This is a genomic window from Paraburkholderia sp. BL6669N2 (genome assembly GCF_003387275.1).
GTDB lineage: Bacteria > Pseudomonadota > Gammaproteobacteria > Burkholderiales > Burkholderiaceae > Paraburkholderia.
This window is the reverse complement of the sequence record NZ_QUNA01000002.1, coordinates 3,215,586-3,239,583: the sequence shown is the minus strand read 5'-3', so window position 1 is coordinate 3,239,583 and position 23,998 is coordinate 3,215,586. Positions and strand designations below refer to the sequence as shown.

12 protein-coding genes are annotated in these 23,998 nt (G+C 64.0%); 3 read left to right on the top strand and 9 right to left on the bottom strand.

Annotated elements, in window-relative coordinates:
* Positions 1-303 precede the first annotated feature (303 nt).
* Positions 304-1,494, top strand: coding sequence for an O-succinylhomoserine sulfhydrylase (locus B0G80_RS37020; RefSeq protein ID WP_116122641.1), 1,191 nt, complete (start codon positions 304-306; stop codon positions 1,492-1,494).
* A gap of 162 nt (positions 1,495-1,656) precedes the next feature.
* Here B0G80_RS37020 and B0G80_RS37015 read toward each other — a convergent pair whose 3' ends face one another.
* Positions 1,657-2,436, bottom strand: coding sequence for an AraC family transcriptional regulator (locus B0G80_RS37015; RefSeq protein WP_116122640.1), 780 nt, complete (start codon positions 2,434-2,436; stop codon positions 1,657-1,659).
* A gap of 31 nt (positions 2,437-2,467) precedes the next feature.
* The gene (locus B0G80_RS37010; protein WP_027803023.1) at positions 2,468-2,809 is read right to left on the bottom strand and encodes an FKBP-type peptidyl-prolyl cis-trans isomerase; all 342 of its coding nucleotides are present in this window, start codon (positions 2,807-2,809) and stop codon (positions 2,468-2,470) included.
* 185 nt (positions 2,810-2,994) lie between these two features.
* On the opposite strand from B0G80_RS37010, the gene B0G80_RS37005 reads away from it, so the two are divergent.
* Together B0G80_RS37005 and B0G80_RS37000 are read left to right on the top strand one after the other, a co-directional pair.
* A complete protein-coding gene (locus B0G80_RS37005) occupies positions 2,995-3,816 on the top strand; it encodes a sensor histidine kinase KdpD (RefSeq protein ID WP_116123871.1) in 822 nt (273 codons plus the stop codon).
* 92 nt (positions 3,817-3,908) lie between these two features.
* Complete coding sequence (locus B0G80_RS37000; protein WP_116123870.1) at positions 3,909-5,252, top strand: hemolysin family protein; 1,344 nt, start codon at positions 3,909-3,911, stop codon at positions 5,250-5,252.
* A gap of 138 nt (positions 5,253-5,390) precedes the next feature.
* Here the strand turns inward: B0G80_RS37000 and treY are convergent, their stop codons facing one another.
* The 7 genes from treY to B0G80_RS36965 form a co-directional block, all read right to left on the bottom strand.
* Positions 5,391-8,246 carry a malto-oligosyltrehalose synthase gene (treY, locus tag B0G80_RS36995; RefSeq protein WP_116122639.1) on the bottom strand — a complete coding sequence of 952 codons (2,856 nt, stop codon included), beginning with the start codon at positions 8,244-8,246 and terminating at the stop codon, positions 5,391-5,393.
* Entirely contained in the window at positions 8,243-10,453 is a 2,211-nt protein-coding gene (gene malQ, locus B0G80_RS36990; RefSeq protein WP_116122638.1) for a 4-alpha-glucanotransferase, read from the bottom strand. The genes treY and malQ overlap by 4 nt, the downstream gene beginning before the upstream one ends.
* Entirely contained in the window at positions 10,450-12,372 is a 1,923-nt protein-coding gene (treZ, locus tag B0G80_RS36985) for a malto-oligosyltrehalose trehalohydrolase (RefSeq protein ID WP_116122637.1), read from the bottom strand. Before treZ ends, malQ begins: the two co-directional genes overlap by 4 nt.
* A 137-nt stretch (positions 12,373-12,509) precedes the next feature.
* A complete protein-coding gene (glgX, locus tag B0G80_RS36980) occupies positions 12,510-14,729 on the bottom strand; it encodes a glycogen debranching protein GlgX (RefSeq protein ID WP_116122636.1) in 2,220 nt (739 codons plus the stop codon).
* A 110-nt stretch (positions 14,730-14,839) separates the two neighbouring features.
* The gene (glgB, locus tag B0G80_RS36975) at positions 14,840-17,050 is read right to left on the bottom strand and encodes a 1,4-alpha-glucan branching protein GlgB (RefSeq protein ID WP_116122635.1); all 2,211 of its coding nucleotides are present in this window, start codon (positions 17,048-17,050) and stop codon (positions 14,840-14,842) included.
* A complete protein-coding gene (gene treS / locus B0G80_RS36970) occupies positions 17,043-20,507 on the bottom strand; it encodes a maltose alpha-D-glucosyltransferase (protein ID WP_116122634.1) in 3,465 nt (1,154 codons plus the stop codon). The genes glgB and treS overlap by 8 nt, the downstream gene beginning before the upstream one ends.
* Positions 20,504-23,947 (bottom strand): alpha-1,4-glucan--maltose-1-phosphate maltosyltransferase, encoded by a 3,444-nt coding sequence (locus B0G80_RS36965; RefSeq protein ID WP_116122633.1) that lies wholly within the window; start codon positions 23,945-23,947, stop codon positions 20,504-20,506. The genes treS and B0G80_RS36965 overlap by 4 nt, the downstream gene beginning before the upstream one ends.
* Between the last annotated feature and the right edge of the window lie 51 nt (positions 23,948-23,998).

The following is a 23,998-nucleotide window of genomic DNA, read 5'->3' as shown; positions in this document are numbered from 1 at the left end:
TTACACGCTCCCGGCAAGGCACGCTGCACGCCGTGCCGGGAGCGTGTTAGCATGACGGCTTGCGTCGATTTGAACTCAGCTTGCGGACGCGGGGCAACCCGAAACAGCTAAAGCGAATGGTGGAAAAGCCGCATTCATCTACCTCCGCTCCAGCTTTCCCCGCACATGAAGCCCGCTTATGCCGACGCAAAAGCGGGCTTTTTTGTTGCTGCGATTCGGCTTGATGCGCTCAGCTCACTTCATGTGAGCATGTGAGCCGCAGACACCAACCGCAGCCATGGAACATTGGAAACCAGAACCAACATGGACGACTCCCTGAACTTCGACACGCTGGCAGTCCGCTCGGGCACGGTGCGCAGCGACTTCAACGAGCATTCGGAAGCGATTTTCCTGACCTCGAGCTTCGTGTTCGAGAGCGCCGCAGACGCCGCCGAAAAATTCAAGAATTCCGAAGACAACTACACCTACTCGCGCTTCACGAATCCGACCGTCTCGATGTTCCAGGATCGCCTAGCCGCGCTCGAAGGCGGCGAAGCCTGCATGGCGACGGCGTCGGGCATGGCCGCGATCATGTCGGTGGTGATGTCGGCGTTGCAGGCGGGCGACCATCTGGTCAGCTCGCAGGCGCTGTTCGGTTCGACGCTTGGCATGTTCTCGCAGATCTTCAGCAAGTTCGGCATCACGACCACGTTCGTCGATCCGACCGATCTGGACGCGTGGAAAAACGCCGTACGTCCGGAGACGAAGATGTTCTTCCTCGAAACGCCGTCGAATCCGCTGACCGAAGTCGCCGACATCGAAGCAATCAGCAAGATCGCCAAGGCGTCGAACGCGCTGTTCGTGGTCGACAACTGTTTCTGCAGTCCGGCCTTGCAGCAGCCGCTGAAGCTCGGCGCGGACGTCGTGATGCATTCGGCCACCAAGTTCCTCGACGGTCAGGGCCGCGTGCTTGGCGGCGCGCTGGTCGGCTCGAAGCAGTTCATCATGGAAAAGGTCTTTCCGTTCGTGCGCAGCGCCGGGCCGACGTTGTCCGCGTTCAACGCATGGGTATTGCTCAAGGGTATGGAAACGCTGTCGCTGCGCGTCGAAAAGCAGTCGGCGAATGCGCACGAGATCGCGCGCTGGCTGGAAGCGCATCCGGCCGTGAATCGCGTGTTCTATCCGGGGCTTGAATCGCATCCGCAGCACGCGCTGGCCATGCGTCAGCAGAAGGCGGGCGGCGCGATTCTTTCCTTCGAATTGAAAGGCGAGACGCCCGAGCAGATGCGCGCGAATGCATGGCGCGTGATCGACAACACGAAGATCTGCTCGATTACCGGCAACCTCGGCGATACGCGTACCACCATCACGCATCCGGCTACGACCACGCATGGTCGCGTGACGCCGGAAGCGCGCGCGGCGGCAGGCATTAGCGAAGGCCTGATTCGTCTTGCCGTCGGTCTGGAAAATGCCGGCGATATCCGCGGCGATCTGGAGCGCGGTCTGGCGGGTTGAGTGAACAAGGTTCGAGCGACAAAGGCTCGAATAACAGCGTGAAGCAGGACAAGCGGGCCGCTCTGTTCAGGCGGCTCGCGCAACGAGCCTCATTGTGGTTCGTCAGTGCAATAGAGCCAACGCGGCGACACTCAGTGGAATGCAATCTGGTGCCGCGAAAACTCAGTGACGCAACGTGCGCCACTGACCGGGCGCCAGTCCGAAACGCCGCGTGAACGCGTGCGTGTACGCGCTCTGATCGCCGAAGCCGATATCCAACGCGATATCCGTCAGCGAACGGCGCGGATCGGCGAGCAGCGCGAGCGACGTATCGAGCCGCAGCCGCTGCAAATAGCGATGCGGCGTCTCACCGAAGGCCTCGATAAAAAGTTGATGAAAGCGCCGCATGCCGAAGCCGCAATGCGCGGCGAGGTCGGCGATCCGCAGAGGCTCTGACAAATGCGCGCGCAACCAGCGGTCGATACGCGTAAAGTCGAGCCCCGCGCCGGCTGCCGGTGCGCCAACCAATGCGCCCGCGTCGGCCACCAACGCCGCGCCGAGGCGCGCGGCCGCGTCCCAATGAAAACGCCGAGAGTCGAGCTCGTCGCCGAGAGCGTCGCCGGTCGCGTGCGCCGCGATGCGTTGCACGAGTTGCGCAAGCGAGCCCTCCACACGGACGGCCCGCGCGCGGTCAAACAGGCGTTCCGGTACGGCCAGCGATGTGGCCGGCAAATCCAGCACTAACTGCCGGTTTTCGCCGACGCCCACGTAATCGTGCCGCGCGCCCGCCGGGATGAGCCAGCCGGAGCCGGCATCCAGCCGTTGCGCGATGCCGTCCACCGCCATCACCATCGCGCCGTCGAGCCCGAGCACGACCTGGTGAAAGTCGTGCACGTCCGACGCTTCGATCGCGCCGTAGCGGCGCAGCGAAACGCTAGGAGCGGTAACGGCGGCGTGGCTCATCGACGGTGCGCAGTGACAGGACAGCGAAAACTTAGACGCCCAGCAATTCGACTTCGAACACGAGCGTTGCGTTCGGCGGAATCACGCCGCCCGCGCCGCGCACGCCGTAGCCGAGTTGCGGCGGGATGGTCAGCTTGCGTGTGCCGCCTACCTTCATGCCTTGCACGCCTTCGTCCCAGCCCTTGATGACCATGCCGCCGCCCAGCACGAATGCGAACGGGTCATTGCGGTCCTTGCTCGAGTCGAACTTCTGGCCATCGGTCAGCCAGCCGGTGTAATGCACGCTGACGGTCTTGCCGGCCACGGCTTCGGCGCCGGTGCCTTCAACGATGTCTTCGTACTTCAAGCCGGATTCGGTAGTCACAGTCGACATATGTCGCTCCTCAGTCAGAAATGTAAAAACCGACATTGTAGGCGTGTTGGCGCCGCATGCCGAGGATTGCCGCGTGGCACACGGATTGCGTGCCAGTTGGCCGTCCGGCCAGGCTGGTCGCGCCGGACGGCATGCCTATAATGGGGCTTCTTTCAACCATCATGAACTGCCTGAGAGGCTCGATCGTGACAACGTCTTCAACCGGAACTGCCGGCGAAAAGCCGGTCCCTTCCGGCTTCGCCGTATCCGAACGGACCGCGCATCTGCGCGCGGAAACTGCGCTGTTCATGCGTGACCATGTGCTGTCGCTGGTGTCGCATGATCTGCGTGGTCCGTTGAATGCCATTCACAGCTGGGCGTATGTGCTGGAGCGCAAGCTCGACGCGAACGACCCCAACTCTCAGCGCGCCGTCACCGGCATTCGCAATGGTGTAGACCAGCAGGTCAAGTTGCTCGAAACGATCGTCGACGCTACGCGCGCCGAAACCAAATCGCTGGCGCTGAACCGTGCGTCATTCCCGCTGCATCCGTTGCTCGATGAAACGGTTGAAGAAGTCCGCACGGGCCTCGCTCGCACGCGCGGCGTGGAAGTGTCGCTCGACTCGCAACTCGCCACCGAGCAACTCAACGGCGACCGCGAGCGCCTCGCTGCCGCGCTATGGCTAATGTTGACGTTCGCGGTCGAAACGAGCCCGGAAGGCGCCGCGGTCGTCCTGTCCACGAAAGCAGACAGTGGCACGTGGCACGCCAGCCTCGCGTACGACACGAACAGCGCCGCATTGCTGGATCCCACCTTGCCTCATGTGCTCGAAGCGTTTGCCCGCAAGCAGGCGCGCGAGCCGCGCGAAGCGAAACGGATCGCGTGGGTGCTGGCGTTGTGCAAGCGCGTCGCGGAAGCGCACGGCGGCAGTTTCGAGCAAGGCGAAGCAACCGGCGGCGACACAGCCGGCAGCAATACCGCCACGCTCGCGCTACGCATCCCACTGAGCGCAACCGCCGCAAAGTGAACGATTGGCTCGGCCACTTCGTTCGCACGATTCAGATTTCACCGAGCTTTCACCCTCTATACTGACAACTTTTGTTGCCGGAGCCTTTCGCTTTGATCCAGGTTGTCGCCCTTATCGGTGCGTTGTTTCTCGTTGCCCTCAACGGCTTCTTTGTTGCCGCTGAATTCGGTCTGGTCAAACTGCGGCAGACACGCGTTCAAAGCCTCGCTGCCAAACATGGCATGCGCGGGCGTCTGCTGGCCAAAGTGCACGGGCGGCTCGACGCCTATCTATCCGCCTGCCAACTCGGCATCACGCTGGCATCGCTCGGGCTCGGCTGGATCGGCGAGCCCGCGTTCGCGGAGTTGCTCACTCCGGTCTTCAGCCTGCTCGGCGTGGAGTCGGAGAAGCTAATCCACGGCATTTCGCTGTTCTTCGCGTTCTCGTGCATTTCGTTCCTGCACATCGTGGTGGGCGAACTGGCGCCGAAGTCGCTGGCGATCCGCGAGGCGGAAAAGGTTTCGCTCTGGGCCGCCACGCCGCTCTACGGCTTTTACTGGGCCATGTATCCGGCAATCTGGGTGCTCAATACGAGCGCCAACGCCGTGCTCAAACTGGCCGGCCTCGACGCCGATCACGGCCACGACTCGCACTACTCCACCGACGAACTCAAGCTGATCCTGCGCGGCCGCCGCGCCAACGTTGCCACGGAACTGGGTTCGACGGACGGCGCCTACAGTCAGGACGAGTGGAACACGATCGCGCACTCGCTCGATTTTTCGCGCATGACCGTGTCGGACCTCATGCGTCCGGCCTACGAAATGATCGGCTTGCGCCGCGATTTGCCGTTGCGCGAAAACATGCAGGTGGTGGCGCGGCATCGCTTTAGCCGTTATCCGCTGTTCGAAGACGCATCCGGCGAACGCGTGGCCGGCATGATCCACTTGAAGGACTTGCTGCTGGCCCGTCATGCGGGCAGCACACTTGAGGATCTCTCCAAATACGCGCGGCCGGTGCAATACGTCACGCCGGAAATGCCCGCGCTCGAACTGTTTCGCCGCTTCCGCAAGGGCGCGCCGCACTTCGCGCTGGTCGGCCATAAGCGGGAGAAGCCGATCGGTTTCCTGACGCTCGACAATCTGCTCGGCGCGCTGGTGGGCCAGATCCACGACGAGTTCCGTCAAGGCGACGCCGACTGGACGCGCATGGACGACGGCACCTTGATGGGCAAGGGCAGCTTGCCGGTGGTGTCGCTGGAACGCGCGTTGGGGATCGACATTGACGAAGGCAAGGCCGAATCGGTCGGCGGCCTCGTGATTCAGGCGCTCAACGATTTGCCTAGCGAAGGGCAGAGAGTCGAGTTCGACCGCTTCGACGTCGTGGTCAAGAAAATGAAAGGGCCGCGTATCGTGCTTGTGCGGGTTTATCCGAAAACCTTTGACGACGAAGGCGGTTGAGCGGTGACGGCGCTACTTTGGGCGGCGCGGCGCTAGCCTCGATAAAGCCGTGCGGCCACCTCGCCGACGGACGCCTGAAACAAAAAGGCGGCTGAAGCACATACGCTCCAACCGCCTTCACCTACAAAATCTGCAAAATCACCCGCGCGGCACGCCATCCTCCACCAACACCGCGACCGGCATTGCGCCCAGCGCATCGCGCAGATACAGCAGACCGTTTTCATCAACCTTCGGCGCAGCGGGACTCAACCAGTCGAATAGCGCTCTCGCGGACAAATCCGACGGCATCTCCAGCGCGGTGTCTTCCCATTTGGCCGGCTCGACCATCGGCAAGTCACTTTCCTCGCCGAGCAATCCAGCCGCGAGCCGGCTCGCCACCACCACGGCCCACGCATTGCCATGCCGCCGCGCAAACGCGATCACGCTCGACGCGTGCTTGCCGCGCACCGCAAGCGGCAGATACTCGCTCTGACTCAACAATTCCGGCAAATGCGCCCGCAACGCGAGCACGCGCTGCACCACCGCGAGCTTCACTCGTCCATCGCGCCAGCCCGGCAGGAATTCCGACGGCGGCGTTTGCACGAGCCACGCCTCGCGTTTGGCGAAATCGACGGGCCGGCGATTGTCCGGATCGACCAGACTGAAGTCCCACAACTCGGTGCCCTGATAAAGATCGGGAATCCCAGGCGATGCCAGCCGCAGAACCGTCTGCTGCAAACTGTTGAGCGCACCGGCACGCCCGATTCGCGCAACGAACGCGGACAACTCCTTCAAGAAACCGTCGCGCCGTTGCGGCGCGAGGATGTCGAACAGGAAATCGCGACAGGCGGCCTCGTACGCTTCGTCGGGTGCGAGCCAGTTGGTTTGCAGCTTGGCCTCGCGCAGCGCCTTCAACTGCCATTGCGCGACGCGCTCGGCTAGCTCCTTTACGCCGGCTTCGTCGTCGGGTCGCAGATCCGGGGGCCAGCAGCCCACCAGCGTTTGATAGAGCATCGCTTCGGCGGCGGGGCCGGGCGCCCAGTCGTAGCTCGTGTCCTGGCCGACGCTGCTGACGGAATTGCCGTCGAGCGCGCGACGATGCGGCGCATTCAATGTGGACCACGCGCGCAACGTCGCGCTCCAGTCGCGCGCGATCTCGCTCAACACGGCAAGCCGTGCGCGCACGTCTTCGCCACGTTTGTGATCGTGCGTGGCGGTCGCGAGCATCGCGTGAGGGAAGCGCTGCGAGCGCTCCAGATTTGCCGCATGAAACGCTTCGACCGACAACGCGAACTCGCCCGGGTCCGAGCCGACCTCATTGCGCGACAACAGCCGGCCGTAGCGATAGCACGCCGTATCCTCGACCGCCTTCGCGGCGACGGGCGCGGTCAACTGCGAAAACAACGTCTGTGCGGTGCGTCGCGCGGAACCGGCATGGCTCGGCGGCGCACCGTTCTGGCCTTGTGGTGGCGTGCCGCCGCGGCCGGACGGCGGCTCTTCGGCGCTGCCGCCGAGCCACGCGTTCACACGATCGAGCGCGACGAGGTCCGCGCGCGAAAGGGTTTGTCGCGCGCCCTCCAAAGCCTGGTCGAAATAGACGTTATCCGTCGCGCTGCGCAGACCGTTCTGCGGATAGATTCGATACACCGGGAAATGCACGACCAGTTCGGTCAGCACTCGCCGCAGCGTCGTGAAAGTAAAGTCGCGGGTGGCCAGCGAATCGCGTGCAATGCGATGCAGCGCGCGGGCCGCGCGGTCGAGTTCCGCCGAGAGATTTTCCGCGAGAATCTTGCGGCGCGCGACCAGCGCTTCGTCGGCAAAACGCGGGCTGCGGCCGGTCAGTTCGGTCCACGTTTGCGCGAGCGGTTCGGCGCCGGCGGGATCGTGCAGCAGCGCGCCCACGTCGCTCATGAAATCGTAGCCGGTCGTGCCGTCCACCGGCCAATCGTCACGCAGCGGTTCGCCACGTCCGAGAATCTTCTCGACCACCACATACGGCGTGGTGTCACGCAGTTCCGTTAGACGCTGCCGCAAACGCTGGCAGTATTCACGCGGCTCGGCGAGGCCGTCGACGTGGTCGATACGCAGGCCGTCCACCACGCCTTCCTGGTACAGACGGAAGGGCAGCGCATGCACGGCCTCGAACACTTCGGGCCGTTCCACGCGCACACCGGCGAGCGTCGAGATGTCGAAGAAGCGCCGCCAGTTCACCTCGTCGGACGCGGTGCGCCACCACGCCAGGCGAAAGTGTTGCCGCTCGATCAGCCGATGCAGACGGTCACGCGTGACCGGGTCCTCGGGAGAATAGGCCTGCAGCGCGATCTCGATCGCCGAGTCACCGTTTTGCGCGACGAATTCGCGCAGCATGTCGCGACCTTCGGCGGCGCGCGCATGATCGTTGGGCTGCGTCGTGAGTCCATGGAAGCGCTCGGCGAGCGCGTTGAGATCGGAGCGGTCGGCACTTTGCAGAATCGACGCGTAGTCGGTCGGACATACCGGGAACACGTGCGGGCCGTAGCCGATGTAAAAGCGCCCAATGTCGGCCGCGAAATGCAGCGCGATGCGACCCGCCGCGAGTTCCTCGCCGTACGCCGCGCCGAGCGTGGGCAGCAGCACCTTGCCGCGCAAGGCGGGATCGGGCGAATGCCAGTCCACGTCGAAATGGCGCGCATAGGCGCTGTGACGGCCCCATTCGAGAATATCGAGCCACCACGCGTTGCTCGATCCGCCGACGCCCATATGGTTGGGCACCGTGTCGATGATCAGCCCCATGTTGTGCGCGCGCAGTTTGTCGACGAGGCGTTTCAAACCCGCCTCGCCGCCGCATTCGGCGCTGACCTGGGTGTAGTCGACGGTGTCGTAGCCGTGCATCGAGCCCGGCTCGGCCGTCGTGATGGGCGACGCGTAGACGTGGCTGATGCCGAGCGCGGCGAAGTAGTCGACGTGCTTTGCGGCATCGTCGAAGGTAAAGCCTCGATGAAACTGGAGGCGAAGCGTGGAGCGCGGGACGGTCATGGCGTATCAGGCTCCGAAGAAGCATTGGAAGAAGGAACCGGGGCGGTCGCGGCGCGGCGCGCGCGATCCACCGCGAGGAGCCGGTCGCAGAACGTGTCGTCTTCGAATAGTTCGTCGATCGGCACGCTCACGCGGCGGCGCCAGTTCGGATGTTCGTCGATCGAGCCGGGCAGATTCGGCTGCTCGACTTGCGCGAGCAAATCTTCGAGCGGAAACGTCACCAACGGGCCAGGCGTCGCGGCAACGAAGGCGAGCGCTTCGTCCACTGGTGCGCGGTCGGGCGGCGGCGCGGCGACGTCGGGCGCGGCCACGCCCGCCAGTTGAAAAGCTCGCCACAGCTCGGCCCGATCTTTCGCGCGCTCTTCCTGAGCGGCTTCCTCGGGATCGCGGCCGTCAGCGCGCGCCATCGTCTGGCCGATCTTGTTGCGCCATGTGATGTCGCTGCCGCGCCACCAACCGGCGACTGTCGGCAGATCGTGCGTGGTCGTGGTGCCGACCGCATTGCGGTCCCAAGCCGAAGGCGGCTTGAATCCTTTGCCGTCGTGCGCGCCTTCGAACCACAGCACGCGAATGCCGGCGATGCCGTGCTCCTCGAGCCGCTCGCGAAAACCCGGCGGCACGGTGCCGAGATCTTCGCCGATCACGATCGCGCGATGCCGCCACGATTCGAGCGCGATCAGCCGCAGCAAGTCTTCGAGCGGGTAGCGCAGGTACGCGCCGTTACGCGCGCTTTCGCCTTCCGGCACAAGCCACAGCCGCCGCAAGCCGAGAATGTGATCGATGCGGATGCCGCCGGCGTGCGCGAACGCCGCGCGCAACATGTCGACGAACGCGGAGAAGCCCTGCGTGCGCATGGCGCGCGGCGAGAACGTGGTGAGTCCCCATGCCTGACCGGCCTGGTTGAACAGATCCGGCGGCGCGCCGACCGATACGCCTTGCAGCATGTCGTCGCGATACGACCATGCATGACTGCCGGCGCTATCGCAGCCCACCGCGAGATCGGCGATCAGGCCGACGGCCATGCCGGCATCGCGCGCCGCATGTTGCGCGTGCGACAAACCCTTGGCGGCCAGCCATTGCAGGAACAGATGGAAATCGACCTCGTGACGGTTGCTCTCGGCGAAGGCTTCGACTTCCGGGCTGCGCGGATCACGCAATGCCTCGGGCCAGTTGCGCCAATGTCCATTGCCGCCTTCTTGCGAGAGTTGCGCCGCCTGCAACGCTTCGAAGCGCGCGTGGTCTTCGAGCGCGCGTCCGGCGCGTTCGCAGAAGCCGTGAAACTCCAGCGCGCGCGGCGTGTTTTGCGCGCGTTCGTGTTCGCAGAATTGCTCATACAGCGCGCGCAAGACCTTCAGCTTCAGCACGACCGCGTTCGGCCAGTCGATCAGCGGCAAGCGTTCGAGTTTCGACCACGCCTCGCCGGCCTGGGCGGCTTCGAGCGCGGCGTGGGCCGCATCCGCGCCGAACACGGCGGCGGGATCGATATGTGTGACGTTCAGCCACAAACGCGACGACGGCGAATACGGGCTGAAGCGCTCCGGCTCCGCGCTGAACATCGCATGCGTCGGACTGACGGCGAGCGCATGCGCGCCACGCTTCGCGCTTTCCACGGCGATTTGCGCGAGCGCGGAATAGTCGCCGATGCCGCCGTCGCCTGTACGGCGCAAGCCGTACAACTGCGCGGCGATGCTCCAAAGCGGCGGCGCGGGCGTGTCATCGCTGCCTGCGTCGTCGTCCAGCGTGCGCCAGGCGTCGGCGACCGTGTAGCAGCGCGGTGGCGCCACAGCCAGCGTGATGCGTTGATCGTGGATCACGAGCGTGTGATAGCCCGCTTCGTCGATCGGTGCGAGTAAGGCTTCTTCGCCTTTGGGCGCCGTAAACCGGCCGTCGATGATCGAGCCGCTTTCCAGTTCGATCCGATAGTGGCTGCCGGATTTGATCGCCGCAATGGGCAAGGCGATGCCGCGTCCGACTTCCGCGGTCATCAGCGGCGGCAGTTTGCGGCCCGACAATTCGGCTTCCAGTGCGGCGGCGCTGTGGCGGATTTCCGTGGCGTTGCCACACGGCAATCCCATCCGTTCGAGCAGTACGGTCAGTGTGCTTTCGGGCACACGCTGCGTCGTATGGTGCGCATCCTGCCATTCCACCTCGAAGCCGGCGCGCGAGGCGAGAGTGACGATCGTGTCGTGAGGGCGTCGGGTAGTCACGCGTGGCGCTCCTGTTGTCCCGCGACGCGAGCATCGTGGCCGATGGCGTAGCCGCAGACGTCGCCCGTCAACCATGCGACGAACGCATGCGGCGGCAACACGTTGACTTCGACCTGCTCGCGCGCGCGCGGCGGCGTTTCGAAAATCACCTTGCCGGCGGGAATCTCAGTGCACGCCACGCTCTCTTTCGAGAGGTTCAGCGCAACCGATAACGTCTCCCCGTCGCAGAGTTTCCAGCGCGCGATCAGCGCATTGGCGTCGCCGCCATTCGCCGCGGTCAGCACGGTCGCGCCGCACGACTTGCTGTGTTGCAGGCGCGGCGTGATCAGCTTGGCGCGCACGGCAAGCGCGGACTTGTAGAAGTGCATCCACTCGAGCCGGTCTTTCGCTTCATCGCTGTCCTGCTTCGCCGCTTCGTGCGACGCCGGCGGCGATGAGGCCTCGAACGTCTTGACGTCGTTCGGATCGGAAATCTGGGCGCGGCGTTTCTCGTCGCTGAACGAAGAAAAGCGCGCGAATTCGCGGCGGCGTCCTTCGCGGACCGCGTCGGCGAGATCGCCGCTGTAGTCGGTGAAAAACAGGAACGGTTGCGTCGAGCCGTATTCCTCGTCCATGAAAAGCAGCGGGATTTGCGGCGACAGCAGCAGCAGGCCGGTGGCGGCGCGCAAGGCATCGTCCGTGGTCAGCTTGCGCAGACGTTCGCCGAACGCGCGGTTGCCGATCTGATCGTGGTTCTGAAGGAACATCACGAACGACGTGGGCGGCAAATGACCGCTCGCTTCGCCACGCGGCTTGCCGTCGTGAATCGGCGACGGGTCGCCCTGATACGCAAAGCCTTCGGACAGCACGCGCGCAAGACGCCGGATCGGCTGGTCTTCGTACGCGTGGTAATAGCCTTCAGTTTCGCCGGTCAGCAGCACGTGCAAGGTATTGTGCGCGTCGTCGTTCCATTGCGCGTCGAAATGCGTTTCCAGCAGGCTCGCGCTGTTGTGCTCGTTTTCCAGCACCAGATGCACGTGCCGGCCGTGCTGCACTTTGGCGCGGATATGGTCGGATAATTCGCGCAGCCACGCGTGGTTGTCGATGGCGTGCACCGCGTCGAAACGCAGCCCGTCGAGCCGATATTCGTTGATCCAGTAGACGGCGTTATCCGTGAAGAAGTCGCTCACTTCGTTGCGCTCGAAATCGATCGCCGGGCCCCACGGTGTATGCGTACCTTCGCGGAAAAAAGAACGCGCGTATTCATGCAGATAATTGCCGTCCGGGCCGAAGTGGTTGTAGACCACGTCGAGAAACACCATCAGGCCGAGGCCATGCGCGGTGTCGATCAACGCTTTCAACTCTTCGGGGCGGCCGTAAGCGGAATCGGGCGCATACGGCAGCACGCCGTCGTAGCCCCAATTGTGTTTGCCGGGAAAGTCGTTCAACGGCATTAACTCGATGGCGGTAACGCCGAGCGCGGCGAGTTCCGGCAGCCGCTTTTGCACGCCCGCATAACCGCCCATTGCGCCGACGTGCAACTCGTACAACACCGTTTCTTCCCACGGCCGGCCGTGCCAGTTCGTATGTTCCCAACGGTACGCACGCGGATCGATGACTTCGCTCGGCCCATGCACGTCTTGCGGCTGAAAACGCGACGCCGGATCGGGCACCGCGTGCTCGCCATCCAGCCGGAAGCGGTAGAGCGTGCCCGCGCCGCTGTCGACGCTCGCTTCGAACCAGCCGTTGCCGGCGGGCGTCATATCGTGCGCGCCTTGCGCGGGGCCGTTCTCGATTTCCACCTGGACGTGTTGACAGGAAGGCGCCCAGAAGCGAAACCGCGTGCGCGGCTTCGCGCCCGTCGCGCCTAGCAACTGCGCGCCGAACGGCAAACAATGCGCGTGATGATGCGCATGAGGATCAATCGGACTTTCGGACATGATTCGTCACCATTCAGTTTTTGCTTTCGAGCCGCGTGTTACACGTCGCTCGCCGGCGCCTGAGACACTCGCACAACGCGTACGACGACAACGCGCAATAACGCAGCCCGCATGCTGTCGGGTCGCGGCGCCGCCGGCTAAGTGGTCGGCGACGTATCGCTACTGGGCGGATGCGCACCCGGATCGGGCGGCAGCGCAGTCAGAAGCCTTGGCCCATGCTGCGCACCGGCCTTCCAGCCCGCTTGCCAATCGGCGTCACCCACTGGCTGCGCGGCCAGCATCACGAGGCTGTGCGCGGCCACTTCGACCTCCGCCGCCGCCAGCCGATGCGGCGCGCTCTCCGGCTCCGCAGTGTCTAACAGCACGTGCCATTCCAGGTGCGGTGCGGGCGGCGTAAAACGCAGTGTTTCCTCGTTGGCGTTGAGCATCATTAACAATACTTCTGTTTCGCCGTTTAAGCCTGGACCCGCGCGACGCAGCGTGAACGCGCGGCCTTCGGGATCCTGCCAGGCTTCGATGGTGAGCGGGTCGCCGTGTTCGTCGAACCAGCCGACGTCGAACAGGCCCGGCAACACTTCACGATCGCCAAACAGAAAACGCGTTTCGCGCAGCAGCGGATGTTGCTTGCGCAGCGCGATCACGCGCGCGACGAACGCGGTCATCTGCCGCCCGTCCGGCGAATCCGCGCGTTCCCAGTCGATCCAGGAGATTTCGTTGTCCTGGCAATACGCGTTGTTGTTGCCGTTCTGCGTGCGCAGCGATTCGTCGCCGGCCAGCACCATCGGCGTGCCGAGCGCCACCAGCAGCGTGGTGATCAGCGAGCGCGCCACACGTTTGCGAGTGGCGAGAATCGCGGGGTCGTCGGTCGGTCCTTCAACGCCCCAGTTGCGGCTGCAATTTTCATTGTGGCCGTCGTTGTTGCCTTCGCGATTGGCGTCGTTGTGCTTCTGCTCGTAAGAGGTGACGTCGGCCAACGTAAAACCGTCATGCGAGGTGACAAAATTGACCGATGCCCACGGCTTCCTCGCCCGCCGGTTGAAGAGGTCCGCCGAACCGGTCAAGCGCGCGGCGAGGTCGGGCCGCAAACCGGCGTCGCCGCGCCAGAAGCGCCGCACGGTGTCGCGGAAACGGTCGTTCCATTCGCTGAAGCCTGGCGGATGATTGCCGAGCTGATAACCGCCAGGACCGATGTCCCACGGCTCGGAAATCAGCTTGCGTTGCGACAGGATCGGGTCCTGACGCAATGCGTCGAAGAAACCGGAGCCGGGATCGAACCCGTGCTGCTCACGGCCGAGCGTGACGCCGAGATCGAAACGGAAGCCGTCGATATTGAACGCCGTTGACCAGTAGCGCAGCGAATCCATCACCATTTGCAGCACGCGCGGGTGTGGCAGATTCACGGTATTGCCACAGCCTGTGTCATTGATATGGTGACGTTCGTCGCCGGGAATCAAGCGGTAATAGCTGGCGTTGTCGAGGCCGCGCCATGACACCGTCGGCCCCATCTCGTTGCCTTCGCAGGTGTGGTTGTAGACCACGTCGAGAATCACTTCGATGCCGGCCGCGTGCAACTGACGCACGGCGATGCGCATTTCGTCGAGCCGGTGCGTACTCAGATACGACGGCTCCGGCGCGAAAAAAGCCGCCGTGTTGTAACCCCAGTAGTTGCGCAGGCCGCGCTCCACCAGGAAGCGGTCGTTAAGAAACGCATGCACGGGCAGCAGTTCGATCGCGGTCACGCCGAGCTTCACCATATGTTCGATGAACTCCGGCGAAGCCAGTGCCGCGAACGTGCCGCGTTCATGCTGACGCAAATCGGCGCGCAACATCGAGGCGCCGCGCACATGCGTCTCGTAGACGATGGTTTCGCCCCAAGGCACGTTAGGGCGTTTGTCGTGCGACCAGTCGAACGCTTCGTCGATCACCACGCACTTCGGCATGGCCGGCGCCGAATCGCGCCGGTCGATCGAAAGGTCCGCGCGATTCGAGTGCACGCGATAACCGAACAGCGCATCCGACCAGCGAAACTGGCCGACCAGTTTGCGCGCGTATGGATCGAGCAGCAGTTTGTGCGGGTTGAAGCGATGCCCATGCTGCGGCTGATACGGCCCATGCGCGCGAAACCCATAGGCGGTGCCCGGATGCGCGTTGGGCAGATAGCCGTGCCAGACTTCGTCGGTGCATTCGGGCAGCGTGTAGCGGCGGATTTCCTTGCGGCCCGTGGGGTCGAACAGGCAAAGCTCGATTTTTTGCGCGTTCGCCGAGAACACCGCAAAGTTGACGCCGAGGCCATCCCAGCTAGCGCCGAGCGGATAGGGCGAACCGGGCAGAAGCCGGTCGGGCATTGCATGCGACATGATTCCCCTTCCTTGTTCTGATTGTTGAACGCGATCGTGGGTCTTCATGCAACGAGCGCGCGGCGCGAAGAATTCGCACGCCGCGCGCTCGCTTCACCGCTCGTCCTTCTTTAGTCCGCGCGCAATACGATCGTTGCAAGCGGCGGCAGCGTTAGCGAAGCGGAATGCGGCCAGCCATGGCTCGATTGTTCATCGGTATGGATCAGGCCGCCGTTGCCCATGTTCGACCCGCCATACACGCCGGCGTCCGTATTGAGCACTTCCGACCAGCGTCCGCCGCGCGGCATGCCGATCCGGTAACCCACCCTAGGCACCGGCGTCATATTGCAAACTACGACCAGTTCGCGGCCGGCGCCATCGGTGCGGCGATAGGCGAACACGCTGTTGCCGCTGTCGTCGCCGATCAGCCACTCGAAGCCGCCCGGCTCGCAATCGAGCAGATGCAGCGCGGGCTCTTCGCTGTACAGCCGGTTCAGGTCGCGCACCAGCTTTTGCACGCCGTGGTGGTTCGGATCGTCGAGCAGATGCCAATGCGGCGACGTATCGTGGTCGAACTCCGCCAACTGGCCGAATTCGCCGCCCATGAATAGCAGCTTCTTGCCGGGATGCGTCCACATGAAGCCGAAATACGCGCGCAGGTTGGCGAACTTCTGCCACCTGTCGCCGGGCATCTTGCCGAGCAGCGAGCCCTTGCCGTGCACCACTTCGTCGTGCGAGAGCGGCAGCACGAAGCGCTCCGAGTACGCGTACACCATCCCGAACGTCAGCATATGGTGATGGTATTGGCGGTAGACCGGATCTTCCTCCATGTAGTGCAGCGTATCGTGCATCCAGCCCATGTTCCACTTGAACTGGAAACCTAGGCCGCCGTCTTCGACGCGCGCCGTGACGCCCGGCCATGCGGTCGATTCCTCGGCGATCGTGATCGCACCCGGCACGCCCGGCACATAGCCGACTTCGTGATTCAGGCGTTTCAGGAACGCAATCGATTCGAGGTTCTCGCGGCCGCCGTAAATATTCGGCACCCACTCGCCGGCGGCGCGCGAATAGTCGCGATACAACATCGACGCGACCGCGTCCACGCGCAGACCGTCAACGTGATAGCGCTTCAGCCATGCCAGCCCAGAAGCGACCAGGAACGCGCTCACCTCGTTGCGGCCGAGGTTGTAGATCATCGTGTTCCAGTCCTGGTGATAGCCTTCGCGTGGGTCCGCATGCTCGTAGAGCGGCGTGCCGTCGAAGTCGATCAGACCATGAGCGTCGTTCGGAAAGTGCGCCGGCACCCAATCGAGAATCACGCCGAGTCCCGCTTCATGCGCTTTGTCGACGAATCTCGCGAACTGTTCGGGCTTGCCGAAGCGCGCCGACGGTGCGAACTGCCCGAGCGGCTGATAACCCCACGATCCGCCGAACGGGTGCTCGGCAATCGGCATGAACTCCACGTGCGTAAAGCCCATGCTTTTCACGTACGGGATCATGCGTTCCGCGAGTTCGTCCCAATCGAGCCCGCGCTGACCTTGTTCTGCGACGCGCAGCCAGGACTCGGCATGCGCTTCGTAGATCGAGATCGGCGAGCGCGGCGTCTGCTTGCCGGCGCGCGACTGGATCCATTCGTGATCGGTCCACGGAAACTGCTCGATCTCGTCGACATGCGCGACGATGGACGCGGTGCCCGGCGGCTTCTCCGTTTGCATCGCGCAAGGATCGGCCTTCAGAGGTAACGGATGACCATCGCGCGAGAGCAGCTCGTATTTGTAGCGCGTACCCGGCCCGACACGCGGCACGAACAATTCCCATACGCCGGCCTGATGCCGCAGCCGCATCGGATGACGCCGGCCGTCCCACGCATTGAAGTCGCCCACCACCGAAACGCGCCGCGCGTTCGGCGCCCATACGGCGAAGCGCACGCCCGGCACGCCTTCGAATTCCATCGGGCGAGCGCCGAGACATTCAAGCACCGCATACGGATCGCCGCCGGCGAGCCGGCCAAGCGGCTCGTCGCCGAGAACCGGACCGAACGAATACGTGTCCTCGATCTCCTGCACCACGCCATGCCAGTCGATCCGCAAACGGTACGGCGCCGCAGTCGTGACGCGGCCGGCAAACAGCCCCGGCCGCACTTGTTGGAGTTCGCCGAGCAGCGCACCGTCGGCACGCGCAATCACGCTGACATGCGAGGCGTTCGGCAACAGCGCGCGTACCACGGGGCCGGCGTCGGTCTGATGCATCCCGAGTTGCGAGAAAGGATCGGGGTGGCGCGCTTCGACGAGCGCGTCGATCTCGAGCGGTTGGAGGCCTACGGCCGGATCATGCTCACTCATAGTCGCCCTCGGCCGGATTAGGCGGTGTGGCGGCGCCTGGCGCCTGGGTTGATGAATGGTGGCTGGGCGCACCGGTGTCGCCGAGCAATCGGCTGGTGAGCGCGGCAAGGCCGCGTACCGGCAAACTGAGCCACGTCGGACGGTTGGCCGCTTCGTAACGGATTTCGTAGGCGGCTTTTTCGATCAGGAACAGATCGAGCAAGGCCTGTTCTGCTTCGGGCGCGACGAGCGGCGTCGACGCTTGCGCGGCAGCCGCGCGATACTCGCTGAGGAACGTTTCGGTGGCATGCACGCGGAAACGGTCGAACAGCGCGCGCTTGCGATCGGCAGTCTGTTGCGGCGCCGCCTCCGTGGTGGACTGCGCCGCCGCGCTCGCATACGACAGCGAACGCATCAAACCGGCCACGTCACGCAGCGGGCTCGATTTCTGACGACGTTCTTCAAGCGACCGTGCCGGCTCGCCTTCGAAGTCGATCAGGAATGCGTCGCCCTGAGCGACCAGTACCTGGCCGAGGTGGAAGTCGCCATGAATGCGGATGCGCAGCGCGCCCGCGTCGGCGGCAACCAGCTTGTCGACGGCGGCCACCAGTTCCTTGCGCCGGTCAATCAGACTTTGCGCCAGCGCCTTGGTTTCCGGATCGCTCATCTGCTCGATGCGCGGCGCGAGCAAATCAAGCGCGCTGGCGAGCATGGCTTGCGTGCCGTCCACCCATGCCTTCACCTGCTCCGCGCCGGCCGCTTCCGGCGCGAACGCCGGGTCGTCCGTCGGCGAGGCGAGCGCCACGTGCAGTTCGCCCAGCCGTCTGCCGATCGTGCCGGCCAACGCGCCGTAGCCTTCCAGCAAAATTGATTCGTTGGTGCGGTCCGGTGCCGATTGCGCTTCGGTATCGACAGCGATAGCGAGTTCGTCCACCGAGCGGCGCAGATAATCGAGTGACCAGTTCCACGCGTCGCCCTGATTCTCGATATAGCCTTGCAGGATACAGAGCGTGTGCGGCACGCCTTCGGGATCGACGCGCACCACTTCGCCATACAGCGGCGCGGTATTCGCGTAACCCAATTGCGTGAGGTAGCGGCTGATTTCGGCTTCCGGATGAATGCCGCTCACGAGGCGACGCACCAGCTTCAGCACGACTGCGTCGGCGATGATCAGCGAACTGTTGCTCTGCTCAGCGGCGAGCCAGCGGATCTCCGGCCGCTCGCCGAGTCCTTCGAGTTCGGCGAAACGCTCGGTCGGCAGGAACTTGATTTCGCTCTTCTGCACGGTGGGCACGACGGCGCGTTCGCGCAATTTGCGCATCACGCCATGCGCGAAGATCGGCAAGGCGAAGGCATCCGTCAGATGCCCCACATTGCGGCCGCGCCGCACGCGCGCGAAGGCCAGTTGCTTGAACAGCGGGAAAGTGGTTTCTCCGCCCCACGTGATGGCGATCGGCACGACGTAGCGTTCGGTGTGACCGCCCACGTCCGCTTCGATTTCGGTAAAGGCGAAGCCGCCGTGCGGAATCGTGGTCAATGCCGCGAGCCGCACCGCGTTGAGCTTCTGATCCTTCGACGCAAACCAGCGGCGCCGGCTTAGCCACGAAGGCAGGACTTCCGATTCGAGCAGACGTACGTTTTCCGGCGTCGGACCGACCTGGCCTTCGCGGATCACGATCGTGACGAATTCCGGCAGCGATTCCGAATGGGCCTGTGCCCACGTCGGACGCTGGCCGCCGGGGCACAGCATGAACCACAAGAAGCCGTACGGCGGAAACGTCAGCAGATAAGTCAATTGGCCGATGGCCGGGAACACAGAGTCCGCGGTCATTTCGATCGGCACCGAACCGTTGAACTCGGACAGATCGAGCTCCACCGCTTGCGGCGCGCGCGACAGATTCGCCACGCACAGGATCGGCGGTTCACCCGGCATTTCACGCAGATACGCGAGAATCTTGCGGTTTTCCGGCTTCAGGAAGCGGATCGTGCCGCGCCCGAACGTCTGCTTCGCGCGGCGCGTGGCGAGCATGCGCCGGGTCCAGTTCAGCAGCGAATGCGGGTCGCGGCTTTGCGCCTCCACGTTCACCGCGTCGAAACCGTATAGCGAGCCCATGACCGGCGGCAGCACCAGTTGCTCAGGGTCGGCGCGTGAGAATCCGCCGTTGCGATCGGATGACCACTGCATCGGCGTACGTACGCCGTCGCGGTCGCCCAAGTGGATGTTGTCGCCCATGCCGAGTTCGTCGCCGTAATAGATCACGGGTGTGCCGGGCATGGAAAGCAGCAGCGAATTGATCAGTTCGATACGGCGGCGGTCGCGCTCCATCAGCGGCGCGAGGCGGCGGCGAATGCCGAGATTCAAACGGGCGCGGCGGTCGCTCGCGTAGGTGTTCCACAAATAGTCGCGCTCGGAATCCGTGACCATTTCCAGCGTCAGCTCGTCGTGATTGCGCAGGAAAATCGCCCACTGGTTCGTTGCTGCGAGGTCCGGCGTTTGCCGCATGATGTCGGTGATCGGAAAACGGTCTTCGCTCGCGATCGACATGTAGATGCGCGGCATCAGCGGGAAGTGGAATGCCATGTGGCATTCGTCTTCGTCGCCGAAATATTCCTTTACGTCTTCCGGCCACTGGTTGGCTTCGGCGAGCAGCATCCGGTTCGGATACTCGGCGTCGATGGTGGCGCGGATCTTCTTCAGGATCGCGTGGGTTTCCGGCAGGTTCTCGTTGTTCGTGCCTTCACGCTCCACGAGATACGGCACCGCGTCGAGCCGCAACCCGTCGATGCCCATATCGAGCCAGAAGCGCATCACCTGCAGCACTTCCTTCAGCACGGCCGGATTGTCGAAATTCAGATCGGGCTGATGCGAGTAAAAACGATGCCAGTAGTACGCGCCCGCCACCGGATCGTGCGTCCAGTTGGACGGCTCCGAGTCGATAAAGATGATGCGCGTTTCCTGGTACTTCTGATCCGTGTCGGACCACACGTAGTAGTTGCGGTGGTTCGAGCCCGGCTTCGCGCGGCGCGCGCGCTGAAACCACGGATGCTGATCCGACGTATGGTTGATGACCAGTTCGGTAATCACGCGAATACCGCGTGCGTGCGCTTCCTGAATGAAGCGCTTCACGTCGGCGATCTGACCGTAGTCGGGGTGCACGCTGCGATAATCGGCGATGTCGTAGCCGTCGTCGCGTCGCGGCGACGGATAGAACGGCAGCAGCCAGATCGCGTTCACACCGAGTTCGGCAATGTAGTCGAGCTTCGCGATCAGGCCGGGAAAATCGCCCACGCCGTCGTTATTCGCGTCGAAGAACGACTTGATATGCACCTGATAGATGATCGCGTCTTTGTACCAGAGCGGATCGTCGCTCAAGGCCGCGGGCTTGCCGCGCCGATTGGTGCGCGGCCTAGCCGTGTTGCCGGGGGCATTGCCCACCGGTGACTGTGTGGTGGTTTGAGCTGGGTCGTCACGCTTCATGTCGCACCTTCCGTTGAGGTTGGGTTGCCAGCGTCTGCGTGATAGTCGCTGTCGGCTTCATCAGGCCGTTCGGCGGGCAGGCCGCCGAGCGGCGCGATGTGCCAGATCGAGAACGGCTGGCCCGACCCGAGCTGAACGTGCTGCCAGCGGCCGTGCCATTCGAAGCGGGCGCCGGTCATCTGGTCGGTGACTTCCAGCGGGCCATGATCGTGCAGATTCCATTTCTGGAAAGTCTCCCACGACAATTCGATATCCGCGCCCTGTTCGTTGAACGGGTCGAGATTGATTGCGACGAGGATTACGTTGTCGCGCGCTTCGGTTGCCTTTTCGAAGAACAGGATGTGATCGTTATGCGCGGGCAGGAATGTCAGGCCGAGATGCGTTTGCAGCGCCGGGTTCGCGCGGCGAATCCGGTTCAGCGCCGTAATCTCGGGGACGATGTTGCCGGGCCGGTTCCAGTCCCACGCGCGCAACTGGTACTTCTCGGAGTCGAGATATTCCTCGCTGTTCGGCAGGGCGGCGGCCTCGCATAGCTCGAAACCACTATACACGCCCCACAAACCGGCCAGTGTCGAAGCGAGCGCGGCGCGAATCAGAAATCCCGTGCGTCCCTGCGATTGCAAATGCCGCGGGTTGATATCCGGCGTATTGACGAAGAAGTTCGGCCGGTACGAATCACGCGCGCCTGTTTGCGTGAGCTCGGTCATGTACTCGATGAAATCGCGCTTGGATTCCCGCCACGTGAAGTACGTGTACGACTGCGAGAAACCGATCTTGCCGAGCCGGTTCATCATGCGCGGGCGCGTGAAGGCTTCGGCGAGGAAGATCGTGTCGGGATAGCGCGCCCGTACATCGCCGATTACCCACTCCCAGAACGGCAGCGGCTTGGTGTGCGGATTGTCGATGCGGAAAATGTGCACGCCCGCTTCGATCCAGAACAGGAAGACGTCGCGCAGCGCGAGCCACAAATCGGGCTTGGCGTCGTGCGCATAGAAGTCGGGATTGACGATGTCCTGATACTTCTTCGGCGGATTCTCCGCGTAGCGCAGCGTGCCGTCGGGGCGCCACGCGAACCACGTCGGATGCTCCTTCAGCCACGGATGATCCGGCGAACATTGCACCGCGAAATCGAGCGCGATTTCCAGGCCGTGCGCGTGCGCGGCGGCGAGCATCGCCTTGAAGTCGTCCAGCGTGCCGAGTTGCGGATGCACGGCCGTATGGCCGCCTTCGACTCCGCCGATCGCGTACGGGCTGCCGACGTCGCCCGGCTGCGCCGTCAGCGTATTGTTACGGCCTTTGCGATTCGCCGCGCCGATCGGGTGAATCGGCGGGAAATACAGCACGTCGAAACCCATATCGCGAATGCGCGGCAGTTTGGCCGTGACGTCGGCGAAAGTGCCGTGGCGCGATTCGTCGTCACTCATCGAGCGCGGGAAGATTTCGTACCAGCTCGCGAAGCGCGCGGCGGTGCGATCGGCGTCGATCTTGTAGATGACGGGATCGCGGCTCAGGAACGGCCGGTGGCGCGCGGCGGTCATCGCCTTCGCCGTGGTCGGCGAGAGCAGCAGCGCGAGCTTCGTCTCCGCGTCGGCCTTGGTGAAGAGCTTGACGATATGTTCGAGCGGTTCGATAAGCGCGCCTTCCGAGGTTTCGACCTCGGCTAGGACGAGCGCGAACAGATGCGACGCTTCGTCGAGTTCGAGCTCGACGGTTTGTCCCGCCTTCAGCTTCTTCTGCACGTGCTCGACGAGCGAAGCGAAGTCGTCGCGCCATGCGATCACGGTGAATTCGTGACGGCCCATGCGGTCGAGCGGGATGCGCGCTTTCCAGATATCGAGGCCGGCGGGTTGGGCCGGTTCCATCAGCACTTCGTGCCAGGCGGTTTCGTCGGCGGCGCGCCAGATCACGGCGGCGGCGATCTTGTCGTGACCTTCGGCGAAGATCGCGGCGGTGATTTCCGCGCGTTCACCCACGCTGCGCTTGGCCGCGAAACGGCCGTTGTCGACCGAGGGCGTCACGCTCTCAATGGCCACGCGAGGTGCGCTCAACGCCTCGACTACGGTCTTGCGGCCGCTGCGCTTGCTGTTCGGTTTGTCGATGGGCGGCGCGAGGCGGATCGGCTTCTCCGTGACCGCGCGGAACAGACGGACCGCGCCAGGTGCAAGTGTGAATGGCGTGAGTGTGGCGGGTGAGGCGTTGGCGGGCGCGTCGAGCGGCACGAAGCGCGTGAAGTTGCCGGGCACGCCCGCGAGGAAGCGCGCGGGATCGACGCGTACCGGCGCGCCGAGTTCGGGATTGATCGCGATCAGGATGGCTTCGTCGGCATGGCGCAAGTCGGGCTGATCGGCGCGCAGCAATATCGCGGCCGGTGCGCCGGGCCCGCTGAGCGGGCGCAACTCACCGTTGGCGTGCAGCGTTTTCGATTTACTCGCCACCAGGTTCACATGCGTGATGGCTTCAGTGAGATCGAATTTTTTCGCCTGGGCGGCGCGGGCGAACTGCGCCGCGTCGCCGCGAGTTTGCGACATGGGCTCGGCGATACCGTACTCGAAACCCATCGGCATCATCCAGCCCGTGCCGATCGACGCCGAGGTAAACAAAGCGCGTCGGTAAGCCCGCTCGACGATGGCGGCGTCGTGCACATCGGTCAGTTCGGCGGCGAGACGAGTGCCGTACGGCGCTTCAGGAAAGCCGATCGGCGCGGCGATGCGCGCGAGCGCGGCATGCTCCTCGACCATCCAGCTTGCGCGGAAGTCCCACCAGCGCACCGACGAGAACACGCTGTCGAAGCCGGCGCCTTGCAGGCCGAGCAGATCGTCACGCGCCAGGCCAGGCGTGGCGGCGAGAAAACGCACCTCAGGATGCTGCGCGCGGACGGCGTCGCCCAATTGCCGCCAGACGGCGGCCGGCACGCGATGCGGCGAATCGAAGCGGAACCCGCCCACGCCGGCCTCGGCGAGCGCCAGCAATTGCTGCGTCCACCAGCCGACCAGCGCGGCACTGCTGCCGGCCTCGTTGAAGTTCGCATACGCGACGTTGTCCTCGCGATGCACATGGCGCGGATCGAGCCGCGCCTCTTCAGATTCGAAGGGGTGGAACCAGTCGGCATGCTCGGCGTACAGCGTTCCGTCCGCAGCCATCCGGTCGATCACCAGATCGACCAGCAAGGTCAGGCCATTCTGCTTGGCCGCGTTCGCAAGCGTGCGAATCGCCTCGGTGGCCGACTGCTGTTGGGTTTCGAATACCGGATGCAAGCGGGCGTGGTTGCCGACCACCTGTCCGTGGCCGGCCTGTCCAGGCTCGAAGAGGCTGCCGATCAGCGCGTGATCGAAGCCCAGCGCGGCTGCGTGGGCGAACTGCGCTGGCCACGCATCGAGCGGCCCGACCAGAAGTGAATGAAAAAAGTAAATCCGCGGCGCGTACCCGTTTCGAGGTTCCATCGGTGGTTTCCAGATTCGTCCTGCTGCGGTGTGGATGCAGTTGGCATGCGA